We start from the raw sequence: 14,339 nt of genomic DNA, 5'->3' as shown, positions 1-14,339 counted from the left end.
TCGCTAAGGCCGGATGGCCCGCGTTGCCGGCCGAGCGCGTGGCGCAACCGCATCAGCCCGGCGACCACGACAATCAGCCAAACCGCGAAGGCATCCCAGAAGAAAACCAGCGAAATCGTATGCAGCGACCGCATACTCACCTCGGCGGCCATGGCTTCGGTGGCCACCGAGTACATGCCCAGCGGAAACACCAGCGACCACCACGCACCGGTGAACTGCAGGACATCGGGACGTTGGGTGATGCGGTGCAGCCCGAAGTAGATCAGCGGCGGTATCCACAACGTTGCGGCCACCCAGGTGACGATCGTGATAGTCCGCACGGCTGCGGCCAGTGACCCGGAAAATTGTTGATGCAACTCATCGCCGGCCAGCGTCCCAATAGCGAGCGCACCCATCATGATCCACGAGTCAGGCGCGAACCCGTCTCGGTCGCGTCGTTCAACAACTGCGCGCCACAGGATTAGCCAAGTCATCAGCGCGTAAATACCGATCGCCGCCCACCAGATGGGCAGCGCAGCGAGCAACCACCAACGGTGGCCGGTGTGACGGGAAACCTCGCTCATCACGATCACTAGCCCGGATGTCCCTACGCTGGCGAGCTCCCAGGCACCGTGGGCGTGGTCGCGCAGCGCCGACCAGCGGTGTGCCGACATGTTGCGAGCGGTAAGCACAATCAGCACCAGCCACGCCAATAGCGCAAGCACGCCGAGTACCCGCAGCATCGCAAGGTTGAACGACAGCCTGGTGTCCAGCACAGCGCACGCGGCAACAAATGTGAACAACCGTAGGGCGATGTCAGGATCGGCCAAGTCCCAGAACAGCTTTTGTCTTCTGGCAGCTGCGGCGGCAATGACTGCGACGACAAGTGCACCAAGGCTGAGTGATGCCAGGCCGCCCAGTGCGTCGCTGAGCGTGAAGTAGTGGTGGTCACGCGCGCCGATCGACACGATTCCGGTCGCCATCACCGCGGCGAATACGTCCGGCGGCGGTTCGATATCGGCGGACCGAAGATTCACAAACCTCAGCGTAATTCGACGACCATGTGTCGGATACCGGTATGGCGGTTGCTGCGCGTCCATTCGACGGGCCGCACGACCCGCACAGCGTCAAAACGCGAAAACAGCTCCTCGAACAGCACTCGCAGTTCCAGCCGAGCCAGATTGGCGCCCAGGCAATAGTGCACACCCTGACCGAAACCTAAGTGTGGGTTGGGTTTACGGGCGATGTCGAACTCGTCGGCCCGGTCGAAGACGCTGTCGTCCCGGTTGGCCGAGCCTTCCCAAATCTGGACCTTCTGGCCGGCCTCGATCGACGCATCGCCGATCGTGGCGGTGCGGGTGGCGGTGCGCCGCTTGGACGGCGACGGCGACGTCCACCTGATGATCTCCTCGACCGCCGTCGGCAGCATGTCGAGATCCTCGCGCAGCGTGCGTAATTGCTCCGGATGTTCCGCCAGTGCCAGCAACCCACCGCCGACCGCGTTTCGGGTGGTCTCCGCACCGGCGCTGAACAGCAGACTGAAAAACAGATACAGCTCAAGATCGGACATGGCCGATGTGGTTGTGTCGTCAAGCATCGCATTCGCGACGACCGACAGCATATCGTCGGTCGGCTCAGCACGTTTGGATGCGATCAACTCCTGGCCGTAGGAGTACATGCGCGAGCCGGCCTCCTCGACCGAGAGCTGCGACAGGGACGCCTTGCGCGAGCCGCCGAAGTCGAATTGCGGCTCGATGGCCTCGAACAACCAATGCCGTTCGGACTCCGGCACTCCCAACAGTATGCAGATCATCTGCATCGGTAATTCGGCCGCGATGTCGACCAGAAAGTCGAACGCCTCGCCCGGCACCACGCCATCTAGCAGCCGACGGGTCCGGGCGCGAAGATCATCCTCGACGAGGCGGATCATCCGTGGCGTCAGCCCGGAGCTGACCAGTCGGCGAATCTGCGAATGCCGCGGATCGTCCATCATGTTGAGCACTTGGCCCGCGATGGACAGGTCCTGCAACAGTGTGCCGCCGAAAGGCCGACCGCCGCCGGTGACTGAAGAGAACGTCACCGGATCTTTCAGCACCGCAAGCGTTTCCGCGTAGGTTGCGACCGACCAGAAGCCTTCTCCGTCGGGGGTGTGCTCGGTCGGCTGATGCCAGTAGACCGGTGCTTCTCGGCGGTGGACAGCGAACAGCTCGTGCGGAAATCCGTTGGCGAAGTTGTCCAGATCGGTGAAGTCGATTTCCGCGAGGGCGCCGGCGAGAGTCACAGGATCGCGCCCGGGGTGTACTTGGCCGCGTCCGGGTAGCGGCCGACCAGCGCGTCCACTCCTGCGACCACCGCGTCGACCTGGTCGCCGGCGGCGCCGATGAACACCTGCTTGTCGGCCAGCGCGGCGTCCAGCGCCGCCCGGTCCAGCGGCAGTCGCAAATCGGCCGCCAGCCGGTCGAGGAGGTCGGGCTCGGCACCACGTTCGCGCATCGCCAGCGCGGTGGCCACCGCGTGTTCTTTGATCACCTCGTGGGCGGCTTCGCGGCCCATTCCGGCGCGCACCGCCGCCATCAGAACCTTGGTGGTGGCCAGGAACGGCAGGTAGCGGTCCAGCTCGCGCGCTATCACGGCAGGATATGCACCAAACTCGTCAAGCACAGTCAGCATCGTCTCGATCTGCCCGTCGACAGCGAAGAAGCTGTCCGGCAACGCAACTCGACGCACCACTGAGCAGAACACGTCGCCCTCGTTCCACTGCGCGCCGGCCAATTCAGCAGCCATCGACGCGTAGCCTCGCAACACCACCTGCAACCCGTTGACCCGCTCGCAACTGCGGGTGTTCATCTTGTGCGGCATCGCCGACGAGCCGACCTGCCCCGGCGCGAATCCCTCGGTGACGAGGTCGTGGCCGGCCATCAGCCGGATCGTGTGCGCCAGTGACGACGGCCCGGCGCCCAGTTGGACCAGAGCGGACACCACTTCGTGGTCCATCGAACGCGGGTATACCTGGCCGACACTGGTCAAAATTGTTGTGAATCCGAGGAAGTCGGCGATGCGTCGTTCGAATTCGGCGAGGTTGGCCACGTCACCGCCGAGCAGATCAAGCATGTCCTGGGCGGTGCCCATCGGACCTTTGATGCCACGCAACGGGTAGCGGTCGATCAGTTCGCGCAGTCTGGTCAACGCCAGCAGGGTCTCCTGCGCCGCCGAGGCGAACCGTTTGCCCAACGTGGTGGCTTGTGCCGCGACGTTGTGGCTACGTCCGGCCATCACCAGGTCGCGGTAGGTGACCGCACGCTCGGCCATTCGCGCCACCACTGCCACGCCGTGGGCGAACACCAATTCCAGCGATCGCCGAATCTGCAGCTGCTCGACGTTCTCGGTCAGGTCGCGGCTGGTCATCCCTTTGTGCACTTGTTCGTGGCCGGCCAGCGCGTTGAATTCCTCGATGCGGGCCTTGACATCGTGTCGCAGCACCCGCTCGCGGGCCGCGATAGAGGCCAGGTCGACGTCGTCGAGCACCCGTTCGTAGTCGGCGATGGCGGCCTCGGGGATCACTGGACCACCTGCTACGCCCAGCTCCGCCTGCGCACGCAGCACCGCCAACCAGAGCTGCCGCTCGGCGACGACCTTGGCCTCCGGCGACCAGATCGCCACCATCTCGGCGCTGGCGTAGCGGTTGGCCAGCACATTCGGGATGGTCACAAACACACAGCTTAACGGCGCCACTACGACGGCGGATCAGGCACAGTAGCCCCATGCACTTCGTTGGGCTCGATCTCGCCTGGGGCGAGAAGAACAGCACCGGTGTCGCGGTCATCGATTCCGACGGCCGGCTTCTATATGTGGGTGCCGCGCAGGACGACGCGAGTATCGAGGCCGCGGTGTCGCCGTATGTCAGCGACGACTGCCTGGTGGCCATCGACGCGCCGCTGATCGTGAGGAATCTGACCGGCTGCCGGCCGTGCGAGACCGCGCTCAATCACGACTTCCACAGGTTCGAAGCGGGAGCGCATCCAGCGAACGCCGCAAAGCCCGAATTCGTCGACCCGCGTGGCGCCCGGATCGCGACGGCACTCACCCTCGACATGGATCCGCTGTCGAGTTCACCCCGGCGGGCGATCGAGGTATACCCACACCCGGCGACCATCGTGTTGTTCGGCCTGGAGAAGACCCTCAAGTACAAGCGGGGCCCGTTCGAGGTTCGTCAACATGAGTTGCTGCAGTTGATGACGCTGATCGAGGGACTCGACAAGGCGACGCCGCGGCTGCGGGTGAACCACAACGTGTCTTGGGTGGAGCTACGCAGACGGGTTGCCGCCGCGACTCGTCCTGCACAGCTGGATCGAGACGAGGATCCCGTCGACGCCGTGCTGTGCGCATATGTCGCGCTGTATTGGTATCACCGGCCGGAAGACGTGACCGTATATGGCGACTTTGCGAGCGGCTACATCATCACACCGACGGTGCCCCCGGATTTGGCGCCCGCGCCGCGCCGTCGTGTGGCCGCACAGCCCGGCACCGACGAGTTGCGTGAGCGGCTCGCGCAGCTTTCCGCACTGCTCGATGAAGCCCAACGCGGGTTGACCGAGATCCGTCGGCAACTCGACCGCTAGCGTCAGATCTGGACGGTGTGCTGGTCGAACGGCGCCAACGAGTCGATGATGTCGATCATCGTCGCCCGCGCGACGATACGAGGATCCTCGCGATCGTCGACCAACGCGGAAAACACCGCGCCGTCGACCGCGTAAATCAGCGCCGCAACCAACTCCAGCCGCACCGAGCGGCCCGACCGCTCGATCACCTCGGAGATGGCGTCGGCGCGCTGATGCAGGTTGCGGCGCTGGATGTCGCGTAAAGCGGGCTGCCGGGCACAGGCGATGTAGCGCTCATAGCGCGAAATCAGCTGCTCGATAAGACGCGGGCCGGACTCACTGCCGACCAGCAGGTCGACCAGTAGGTCAGCGGTCGTCTCGGGGCCGCGACGCCGGCGGGACAGGGCGGCGACCTCGGCCCGCAGCTGCGCGACCTCCATCATTCCGATGTGGGCGACCGCGCTGCAGATGAGGTCGTCGAGACTAGAGAAGTAATAGGTGGTCGAGGCGAGCGGAAGGCCCGCCCGGCGGGCGACGGCGCGGTGCCGAACCGCCTCGAATCCGCCTTCGCACAGCAGCTCGGCGGCGGCGCTGACCAGCGCGTACCGTCGACGTTCTCCCTTGGGAGTGACAGCTGCAGTCACCTACGACATGGTGCCAGTCAGCCTGGTGCCGCATAGCCCTTTCACACAAACGCCATATCTGATGTGAAGTGGCCTCGCTTTAAGATGTCGGGCATGCCAGATCTGAGTCGTCGTGCCGTGTTGCGCTTTGGCGCCGGCGCGGCGATGGGAGCCCTGGGCGCTTACGCGCTGGATAGGCTGCCGCCTGCTCGAGCCCCGCTGACGACGCCGGTGACCATGGCTGGCACCGACGTTCCGCTGGCGCCGCGCCCGCCGCTGGATCCGGTCCCTGCGCCGGCCGCGGCCCCGACGATGGTGACCGGCTCGTTCGTGTCGACGGCACGCGGCGGGATAGCCACCAATTGGGCGATCGCCCGACCGCCCGGTCAAACCAAGCCCCTGCGGCCTGTGATCGCGTTGCACGGCAAAGGAAGTAGCGCCGCCACCGTGATGGACGGCAGCGTCGAACAAGGATTGGCCCAGGCCGTCGCGGCCGGCCTACCGCCATTCGCGGTGGTCGCCGTCGACGGAGGCGGAAGTTATTGGCACAAAAGGGCTTCCGGCGAAGATTCGGGTGCCATGGTGTTGAACGAGCTCATCCCGATGCTGGACACCAAGGGCCTCGACACCTCGCGGGTCGCTTTTCTGGGCTGGTCGATGGGCGGCTACGGCGCACTGTTGCTCGGCGGCCGGCTCGGAGCGCCCCGCACTGCCGCGATCTGCGCGGTGAGCCCCGCGCTGTGGCTATCGTCCGGGGCAGCCGCGCCGGGCGCATTCGACGGCCCCGGCGATTTCGCGGCCAATTCGGTATTCGGCATGCCTGCGTTGGCGTCGATCCCGATCAGGGTCGACTGCGGCAATGGCGATCCGTTCTACGGCGCGACAAAGCAGTTCGTGGCTGGGCTGCCCAACCCGCCGGCGGGCGGGTTCTCGCCTGGCGGACACGACGCATCGTTCTGGAGCTCGCAGCTGCCCGCCGAATTGACCTGGATGGCGCCGCTGCTAACCGCGTGAGCCTTTACCAGAAGCCTTACGATATTTGATACGATAATGCGTTCGAACTATCGGAAGGTACCCGAATTGGCCAGGCAGACGGTCGCAGACAAGCGCCAGCGCCGTCAACGCGGATCGATCAGCGTCGACGAAATCATCAATGGCGCGTTTGAAGTAGCCACGGAAGTATCGGTTGACGGTTTGAGCATGCCGCTGTTGGCCAAGCACCTCGACGTCGGCGTGACGAGCATTTACTGGTACTTCCGCAAGAAAGACGATCTGCTCAACGCGATGACCGATCGGGCCTTGGGCCAGTACGACTTCGCGACACCGTTTGTCGAGGGCCAGGATTGGCGGGACTCACTACGCAATCACGCTCAAAAGATGCGCCAGACCTTCCGCAGCAATCCGATCTTGTGCGATCTGATCCTGATCCGCGGCACCTTCGGCCGCGAGGCAACGCAGGCCGCCTTCCAAAAGCTGGAAAAAGCGGTAGCGACTCTCGTGGAGGCGGGCCTATCGCCCGAGGATGCTTTCGATACCTACGCCAGCATCTCGGTGCACACCCAGGGTGCGGCGGTTTTGGAACGGCTGCAAGACAAGTCCGGCGGGGCGCAACCGGATCGCCGTGACGGAGCGTCGGTCATCGATGCCGAGACCATGCCGCTGATCGCCGAACTGACCGAGAAAGGTCATCGGATCGGCGTCGCCGACGACATCAACTTCGAATACGGCCTGAACTGCATTCTCGAGCACGCAAGCCGGCTGATTGCCGCGCGTCAGGAAGCCGGTTAGACCTCGACGATGACGGCGCCGCCCTGGCCGCCGCCCGCGCACATCGCTGCCACACCGATCCCGCCACCGCGGCGGCCCAATTCATGCACCAGCGTGGTGAGCATCCGCGCACCCGAGGCCGCGATCGGGTGGCCCAAGCTGCACCCACTGCCGTAGACGTTGACCCGATCCTCGTCGAGCCCATACTCGCGGCACGCAGCGATCGGCACCGAGGCGAACGCCTCGTTGATCTCCCACAGCGTGACGTCGGCGGGGGCCAGACCCGCCCGGTCCAGCACCTTGCCGATCACCCGCACCGCGCCGAGACCGGTGTCGCGTGGTTCGACGCCGGCCGAGGCCCACGTCTTGACCGAGCCCAGCACCCCCAGCCCGGCAGATCGGGCGAAGTCAGCGTCGACCAAGGTCAGCGCGGCCGCGGCGTCGTTCGTGCCGCTGCTGTTGCCGGCGGTGATGGAAAACCCGTCGATCTCGGGATGCAGCACTTTCAGCGACGCCAGCTTCTCCATGCTGGTTTCACGCCGCGGATGTTCGTCAACGCTGAAGTCCACCAGCGCATCATCGGGGCCTTGAATTTTCAGCGGGACGATCTCATCGAGAAAAGCGCCGTTGTCGATCGCGGCGATCGCACGCTGGTGCGACCGCAACGCCCACGCATCCATCTCTTCACGGCTGATCCCGACAGCCTGGGCGGTGTTCCACCCGACTGTGATCGACATGTCGCGGGTCGGCGCGTCGGGTGCCTCGACATGGGTGGGCGGGAGCCACTGGTCTACGAACTCCAGGGTCGGCCCCGGGATGCGTTGCTTCATCAGCGGGGTCATCGACAACGACTGCACTCCGCCGCCGACGACCACACGCTCCACGCCAGAACCGATCTGCGCGGCCGCATTGGCTACCGCGGTGAGGCTGCCCGCACAATGCCGGTTGACGGCTTGGCCTGGCACCGAAACCATGCCTGAGGACGCCGCCGCGTAACGCGCGAGATCGCCTCCACCGTAGTGGGATTCGGCGAAGATCACATCGTCGATATCGGCCGTCTCGACTCCGGCTCGTCGGACTGCTTCTTGCAGGATGGTCGTGGCGAGGATCTCGGGTGGAGTGTTGACCAACGAGCCTTTGAACGACGTCCCGATGGCGGTCCGGACAGCACTGACGATGACGGGCTTCGGCATGGGTCAACCTTCGGGGGGTCGGGGGCTTACAAAAGTACGTTGAAGTGTCAATCGTATCAGCTACCGTAGCGACGACGATATCGGCCCCTAGGTGCTGGGTTTGGTTGCGCTTTTCGGGTTGAGGCTGGTCAGGTGCCCGCTCTCCACACCCGCGGCCGGGTCGAGCTCGCAGTCGACGATCGCTGGCCCGTGGGATGCCAGCGCGTCGGTCAGGGCGGATTGGAGTTCGGCGGCGGTGGTGACGTGATACCCCTTGCCGCCGAAAGCCTCGGCGATCAACTCGTGGCGAGCATGGCGACTCAGCACGGTCGGCGCAGGCTCGGTGCCGGAAGTCTCGTCACCCCGGTAGACGCCGCCGTTGTTGAGGATGACGACGGTGATCGGCAGCCGGTAGCGGCAGATCGTCTCGAATTCCATGCCGCTGAAACCAAACGCGCTGTCGCCCTCGATTGCCACCACCGGTTGGCCGGTCTCCACCGCGGCGGCGATGGCGTAGCCCATGCCGATGCCCATCACACCCCAGGTGCCGCTGTCGAGCCGGTGGCGCGGCAGCGGCATGTCGATCACGTTGCGGGCGACGTCCAACGCGTTGGCGCCCTCGTTGACCAGATATACCTCCGGATGCTGTTGTAGCACATCGCGAACCGCACGCAACGCATTGTGGAAGCGCATCGGGTGCGGATCTTCGGCCAAGCGTTTGCGCATCACCGCGTCGTTGTGCGAGCGACGCTCTGCGAGTTCACCGGTCCACGCGGTCGGTGCGACGATCGGATGAGCGTCCATGCGATCGAGCAACGCCGACATCACCGAACCGATGTCGCCGGCCAGCGGTGCGGCGATCGGACGGTTGCTGTCGAATTCGGCTGCTGCAACATCGATCTGAATGAATTTCGCATCTGCTGACCACGGCGGCGACGCGCCATGACCCAGCAGCCAGTTCAGCCGGGCTCCGATCAGCATGACTACGTCTGCGCGGGCCAGCGCCAGCGAGCGTGCCGCCGCCACCGACTGCGGGTGGGTGTCGGGCAGCAGGCCCTTGGCCATCGACATCGGCAGATACGGAATCCCGCTGGTTTGCACGAACTTCTGAATCACGTTGTCGGCCTGGGCATATGCCGCCCCTTTGCCGAGGATGATCAGCGGCCGCTGCGCGGCAGCCAGTAACTGCAAAGCACGATCGACCGCCTCGGTCGCCGGCAGTTGAGCTGGATCGGGGTCGACGACCCGCCAGATGGTGTTGGCCGCCGTCTGCGTATCGATGGCTTGTGCGAGCACGGCGCCCGGAATGTCGAGATAGACACCGCCTGGCCGTCCGGAGGTCGCGGTGCGGATGGCGCGGGCGATACCCAGGCCGATGTCCTCCACCCGGCCGATCCGATACGCCGCCTTCGCGAACGGTCGGGCCGCCGCGAGCTGATCGAGTTCCTCGTAGTCGCCACGTTGCATGTCCACCAGGTGCCGCTCGCTGGATCCCGCGATCTGGATCATCGGGAAACAGTTCGTCGTGGCGTTGGCCAGCGCAACCAGGCCGTTGAGAAAACCGGGCGCCGAGACAGTCAAGCAGACGCCGGGCCGTCGGGTGAGGAACCCGGCGGCGGCAGCGGCGTTGCCGGCGGACGTCTCATGGCGGAAACCGATGAACCGGATCCCTGATTGCTGCGCGAGGCGCGCGAGATCGGTGATCGGGATGCCGACAAGGCCGTAGATGGTCTCGACGCCGTTGAGCTTGAGGGCGTCGACGAACACGTGGAAGCCGTCGGTCAGCTCGGGAAGTGCCGATTCAGTGCTCATCGCGCTTTAGCGTACGGATATTGGACGACTGCGCGACGTCCCGGCATCGTGTGAAGCATGACCGACCACAAGACTGCTTCGAGCCCGCGTATCGCCGATCTCCTCGCGGCGACGGCAAGTCGCCAGTCGGAGGCGCATGCGCTGGTCGTCACCGCCGACCGCATCCCGATCACTTACCGCGACCTGGTGCGATTGGTAGACGATGTGGCCGGGCAGCTGAGCCAGGGTGGCCTGGTAGCCGGCGACCGGGTGGGCCTGCGGGCACCCAGCAGCGCCGAATTCGTTGTCGGATTACTGGCGGCTTCGCGCGCGGAGCTTGTCGTGGTCCCGTTGGATCCCGCGCTGCCGCTTGCCGACCAGCATGCCCGGATCACCGCCGCCGGCGGGCGTGTCGTCTTGGTCGACGGCGACGCGGCGGGCGAAACCGGAGCGCTGCCGCATTGGCCGATCTCGGTGACGATGCACGGGGACGCGGTCTGCGCATATGTCGACACCGCGGCGGCGCCTGCCCCCGCGAGCGCCGGACCGGACGGACTGCGGCCAGAAGACGATGCGCTGATCATGTTCACCGGCGGCACCACCGGCGCCCCCAAGATGGTTCCGTGGACCCACCACAATGTCGCGACCTCAGTCGGCAACGTTGTCGCCAGCTATGCGCTTGGGGCCGATGACGCAACCGTCGCGGTGATGCCGTTGTTCCACGGGCACGGGCTGATAGCCGCGTTGCTGTCAACTCTGGCCTCGGGGGGCACTGTGCTGATTCCCGCTGGCGGGCGGTTTTCCGCGCACACGTTCGATGACGACGTTCGCGCGGCTCGCGCAACTTGGTTCACGGCGGTGCCGACGATTCACCAAATTCTGCTGGGCCGCAAGGGCATTGACGTGGATCCGGAACGGGCCCGGCTGCGCTTCATCCGTAGTTGCAGCGCGGCGCTGAACCCGGAAACGGCCGAAGCGTTGCAGGCGACGTTCGGGGCGTCGGTGCGGTCCGCCTACGGCATGACCGAGGCGACCCACCAGATCGCAAGCACTAGCCAGGACGAGACGGTGACAGCCGGTCTTATCGGCCAGTCGACGGGAGTGCACGTGCAGATCGTCGGCGACGACGGCCGCCCCTGCCCGCCGGATGCCGTCGGAGAAATCTGGGTCCGCGGCCCCACTGTCGTGCGCGGATATCTGGCCAATCCCAGCGCAACCGAGCAAACGTTCACCGACGGATGGCTGCACACCGGCGATCTGGGCTCGCTGTCGGAGACCGGAGAGCTGACGCTGCGTGGCCGCATCAAAGAACTCATCAACCGTGGCGGAGAGAAGATATCGCCGGAGCGAGTCGAAACCGTGCTGGCCGCTCATCCGAAGGTGTTAGAGGCAGCCGTCTTCGGTGTTGCGGATGAGCTTTACGGGGAGACGGTGGGTGCCGCGGTGGTGCCCGATCAGGACGCCCCGCCGACCGTTGCCGAAATCACCGCGTTCGCCCGGGAGCGGCTGGCCGCATTCGAGGTGCCCGCCGGCATCGCACTGACCGACGAGCTTCCGCACACCGCAAAAGGTTCGGTGGACCGCCGAGCTGTGGCCGAAAAGTTCGGGAAAGGCGATTGACCGGTGCAGCCATTCGATTGGGACCTGCCGTACGCCTGGCCGCGAAAGCCGGTGCTGGCAAGCAACGTCGTGTGCACAACACAGCCGCTGGCCGCCCAGGCGGGTCTTCGGATGCTGGCCGATGGCGGTAGCGCGGTCGACGCGGCCATCGCCACCGCGATCGCCCTTACGGTGGTGGAACCGGTCTCCAACGGCATCGGGTCGGACGCCTTCGCGATCGTCTGGGATGGCCGAGCGCTGCACGGATTGAACGCGTCGGGGCGTTCCCCGGCGGCGTGGACGCCAGAGTACTTCGGCGGCAACGCTGTTCCCGCGGTGGGCTGGAATTCGGTGACCGTGCCCGGCGCCGTGTCGGCGTGGGTTGAACTGCACGCCAAGTTCGGCAAGCTTTCGTTCGATCGGCTTTTCCAACCCGCGATCTCCTACGGCCGCAACGGGTTTCTGGTTTCGCCGACGATCGCACAGCAATGGGCCGCAATGGTCCCGGCCTTCAAGTCCCAGCCCGGGTTTGCTGAGGTATTCATGCCCGGAGGTAGGGCGCCGAAGCCCGGCGAACTCGTCGCCCTGGCCGACCATGCGGCGACGCTGGAGATGATCGCGGCAACCAACGGCGATGCGTTCTATCGCGGCGAACTGGCGGCGAAGCTTGAATCCCACGCAACGGCCAACGGCGGCGCCATGCGGGCCAGTGATCTCGCCGCACATCGTGCCGACTGGGTGGGGACGTTGGGCGGCGACTACCGCGGGTACACCGTCCACGAAATTCCGCCCAACGGTCAGGGCATCGTCGCGTTGATCGCGCTGGGCATCCTCGAAGAGTTCGACATGGCCTCGTTTCCAGTGGACTCCGCCGACAGCCTGCATCTGCAAATCGAAGCGGTGAAACTCGCTTTTGCCGACGCGCAGGCCTACGTCGGCGACGTTGACCACATGGCGGTGCGCCCGGAACGGTTGCTGGACAAGGATTATCTGCGGGAGCGCGCGATGCTGATCGACCGCGACCGGGCGAAGCCGATGCCCGCCGGGACACCGCGCAGGGGCACCGTGTATCTCACCGCCGCCGACGCCTCGGGAGTGATGGTGTCGATGATCCAGTCGAACTACATGGGGTTCGGCTCCGGCGTGGTGGTACCGGGCACCGGGATCTCGTTGCAAAACCGCGGCGCGGATTTCGTTGTGACACCGGGACATCCGAACCAGGTCGGGCCGAACAAACGGCCGTACCACACCATCATCCCCGGCTTTCTGACTAAGGGCGGCGCGCCGGTGATGAGCTTCGGGGTGATGGGCGGCCCGATGCAGCCCCAAGGCCACGTGCAGGTGGTGTCCCGCATCGTCGACCACGGCCAGAACCCGCAGGCGGCCTGCGACGGTCCACGCTTTCGGTGGGTGCAGGGCTTGCAGGTGTGCTGCGAGGCTGGCTTTCCGCCGTCGACGCTCGACGAGCTCGAGCGGCGCGGCCATGAGTTGGTCACTACGGACGACGACAACCAGTTCGGCAGCTGCCAGGCGATCTGGCGGCTCGACGATGGATATCTCGCCGTGAGCGACCCTCGCCGCGACGGCCTAGCCGCGGGTTTCTAAGGATGCGTTGAACCGGTTATATCGATCAGCCGTCAGCGCTCGCTGTCGAGCATCGCCATTTGCGCGGCGTCGTACCGGTCACCGGCAGCGGCGCCCTTGGGTACCGCGAGTTCGATCGCGACAAGCTGGTCATCGGTCAGTTCGACGTCTGCAGCGCCCAGCGCCTCGGCCAGCCGCTGGCGAGTGCGCGCGCCTACCAGCGGCACGATGTCATCACCCTGGGCTGTCACCCAGGCGATCGCGACCTGCGCCACTGAGATGCCGAGTTCTGCCGCCACCTCGCGTAGCTGCTCGACGAGGCCGAGATTGCGGTCGAGGTTGTCGCCGCTGAAACGCGGGTGATGTGAGCGGAAGTCGCCGGGGCCGCCGCTGTCGGGCGACCAGTGCCCACTGATCAAGCCACGCGACAGCACCCCGTAGGCGGTGACGCCGATGCCGAATTCGCGCAGAGTGGAGAGTATTTCGGCTTCGACGCCGCGGGATATCAGCGAGTACTCAATCTGCAGATCGCTGATCGGGTGCACCGCCTGGGCCCTTCTAATCGTCTCCGAGCCGACTTCGGACAGCCCGAGATAGCGGACGTAACCCGTATCGATCATCTCCTTGATCGCACCGACGGTATCTTCGATCGGGACCTGCGGGTCCAGCCGGGCGGGCCGGTAGACGTCGATGTAGTCAGTGCCCAGTCGACGCAGCGAGTAAGCCAGCGAGGTCTTCACCGCCGTCGGGCGCCCGTCGAACCCAAGAAATGCACCTTCCGGTGAGCGCTGAGCACCGAACTTGACGCTGATCTGCACCTGCTCGCGGTCGCGGCCGTCGAGGGCCTCGCGCAGCAGCATCTCGTTGTGGCCCATGCCGTAGAAGTCACCGGTGTCGAGCAGCGTGATGCCGGCGTCGAGTGCGGCATGGATGGTAGCGATGCTTTCAGCGCGGTCGGTAGGTCCGTACGCATCGCTCATGCCCATGAGGCCGAGGCCGATCGCCGACGTCTTTCCGAGCGTTCCCAAGGTATTCGTCTTCACGGGTTCAGCGTGTACCGCGGCTGTGGTCGGCACCAGGGACCCGTGCATCCTGGGACTGGCGATCCCTGGCACACCGGGTGCGAGTGGGCCAGGATGGCCGAATGGACCGCGACGCGTTGGCCGACTTCCTGCGGGGCCGCCGAGAGGCGCTGGCCCCGGCCGAGGTCGGGCTGACTGCTGGGC

At 65.6% G+C, this 14,339-nt stretch carries 12 protein-coding genes; 5 read left to right on the top strand and 7 right to left on the bottom strand.

From position 1 onward, the window contains the following. The 3 genes from WB785_RS10250 to purB all read right to left on the bottom strand — a co-directional run. Positions 1-1,016 (bottom strand): tellurite resistance/C4-dicarboxylate transporter family protein (locus WB785_RS10250; protein ID WP_424078897.1); only part of this gene is annotated, 1,016 nt, incomplete at its 3' end. 5 nt (positions 1,017-1,021) lie between these two features. Continuing rightward, the gene (locus WB785_RS10245; RefSeq protein ID WP_424078895.1) at positions 1,022-2,260 is read right to left on the bottom strand and encodes a cytochrome P450; all 1,239 of its coding nucleotides are present in this window, start codon (positions 2,258-2,260) and stop codon (positions 1,022-1,024) included. Continuing rightward, positions 2,257-3,687 (bottom strand): adenylosuccinate lyase, encoded by a 1,431-nt coding sequence (purB, locus tag WB785_RS10240; protein ID WP_424078894.1) that lies wholly within the window; start codon positions 3,685-3,687, stop codon positions 2,257-2,259. The genes WB785_RS10245 and purB overlap by 4 nt, the downstream gene beginning before the upstream one ends. Before the next feature lie 53 nt (positions 3,688-3,740). Here purB and WB785_RS10235 point away from each other — a divergent pair, with 53 nt between their 5' ends. Further along, entirely contained in the window at positions 3,741-4,598 is an 858-nt protein-coding gene (locus WB785_RS10235) for a DUF429 domain-containing protein (protein WP_424078892.1), read from the top strand. Between the two features lie 2 nt (positions 4,599-4,600). Here the strand turns inward: WB785_RS10235 and WB785_RS10230 are convergent, their stop codons facing one another. After that, positions 4,601-5,221, bottom strand: coding sequence for a TetR/AcrR family transcriptional regulator (locus WB785_RS10230; protein WP_424078890.1), 621 nt, complete (start codon positions 5,219-5,221; stop codon positions 4,601-4,603). An 84-nt stretch (positions 5,222-5,305) separates the two neighbouring features. On the opposite strand from WB785_RS10230, the gene WB785_RS10225 reads away from it, so the two are divergent. Together WB785_RS10225 and WB785_RS10220 are read left to right on the top strand one after the other, a co-directional pair. Then, positions 5,306-6,214, top strand: a complete 909-nt coding sequence (locus WB785_RS10225; protein WP_424078889.1) for an alpha/beta hydrolase-fold protein — start codon at positions 5,306-5,308, stop codon at positions 6,212-6,214. Between the two features lie 66 nt (positions 6,215-6,280). Beyond that, positions 6,281-6,988 (top strand): TetR/AcrR family transcriptional regulator C-terminal domain-containing protein, encoded by a 708-nt coding sequence (locus WB785_RS10220; protein WP_424078899.1) that lies wholly within the window; start codon positions 6,281-6,283, stop codon positions 6,986-6,988. On the opposite strand, the gene WB785_RS10215 is transcribed toward WB785_RS10220, so the two are convergent. Together WB785_RS10215 and oxc are read right to left on the bottom strand one after the other, a co-directional pair. Next, a complete protein-coding gene (locus WB785_RS10215) occupies positions 6,985-8,160 on the bottom strand; it encodes a thiolase family protein (protein ID WP_424078888.1) in 1,176 nt (391 codons plus the stop codon). The genes WB785_RS10220 and WB785_RS10215 overlap by 4 nt on opposite strands. Before the next feature lie 87 nt (positions 8,161-8,247). Next, positions 8,248-9,951, bottom strand: coding sequence for an oxalyl-CoA decarboxylase (gene oxc, locus WB785_RS10210; protein WP_424078887.1), 1,704 nt, complete (start codon positions 9,949-9,951; stop codon positions 8,248-8,250). A gap of 57 nt (positions 9,952-10,008) precedes the next feature. Here oxc and WB785_RS10205 point away from each other — a divergent pair, with 57 nt between their 5' ends. Together WB785_RS10205 and WB785_RS10200 are read left to right on the top strand one after the other, a co-directional pair. Continuing rightward, the gene (locus WB785_RS10205) at positions 10,009-11,550 is read left to right on the top strand and encodes a FadD7 family fatty acid--CoA ligase (protein ID WP_424078885.1); all 1,542 of its coding nucleotides are present in this window, start codon (positions 10,009-10,011) and stop codon (positions 11,548-11,550) included. 3 nt (positions 11,551-11,553) lie between these two features. Then, the gene (locus WB785_RS10200; RefSeq protein WP_424078884.1) at positions 11,554-13,134 is read left to right on the top strand and encodes a gamma-glutamyltransferase family protein; all 1,581 of its coding nucleotides are present in this window, start codon (positions 11,554-11,556) and stop codon (positions 13,132-13,134) included. A gap of 32 nt (positions 13,135-13,166) precedes the next feature. Here WB785_RS10200 and WB785_RS10195 read toward each other — a convergent pair whose 3' ends face one another. Further along, positions 13,167-14,204, bottom strand: coding sequence for an aldo/keto reductase (locus WB785_RS10195; RefSeq protein WP_424078882.1), 1,038 nt, complete (start codon positions 14,202-14,204; stop codon positions 13,167-13,169). Positions 14,205-14,339 lie beyond the last annotated feature (135 nt).

Origin of the sequence: Mycobacterium sp. (assembly GCF_049585075.1) — a bacterium.
Lineage (GTDB): Bacteria > Actinomycetota > Actinomycetes > Mycobacteriales > Mycobacteriaceae > Mycobacterium.
The sequence above is the reverse complement of the archived record's forward strand: the minus strand, read 5'-3'. Positions and strand labels throughout refer to the sequence as shown.

What these genes read in the sequence shown, in the direction of transcription:
- WB785_RS10235 (WP_424078892.1), top strand. Translation starts at nt 3,741, where the DNA reads ATGCACTTCGTTGGGCTCGATCTCGCCTGGGGCGAGAAGAACAGCACC.
- WB785_RS10205 (WP_424078885.1), top strand. Translation starts at nt 10,009, where the DNA reads ATGACCGACCACAAGACTGCTTCGAGCCCGCGTATCGCCGATCTCCTC.
- WB785_RS10215 (WP_424078888.1), bottom strand. Translation starts at nt 8,160, where the DNA reads ATGCCGAAGCCCGTCATCGTCAGTGCTGTCCGGACCGCCATCGGGACG.
- WB785_RS10225 (WP_424078889.1), top strand. Translation starts at nt 5,306, where the DNA reads ATGTCGGGCATGCCAGATCTGAGTCGTCGTGCCGTGTTGCGCTTTGGC.
- oxc (WP_424078887.1), bottom strand. Translation starts at nt 9,951, where the DNA reads ATGAGCACTGAATCGGCACTTCCCGAGCTGACCGACGGCTTCCACGTG.
- WB785_RS10195 (WP_424078882.1), bottom strand. Translation starts at nt 14,204, where the DNA reads ATGCACGGGTCCCTGGTGCCGACCACAGCCGCGGTACACGCTGAACCC.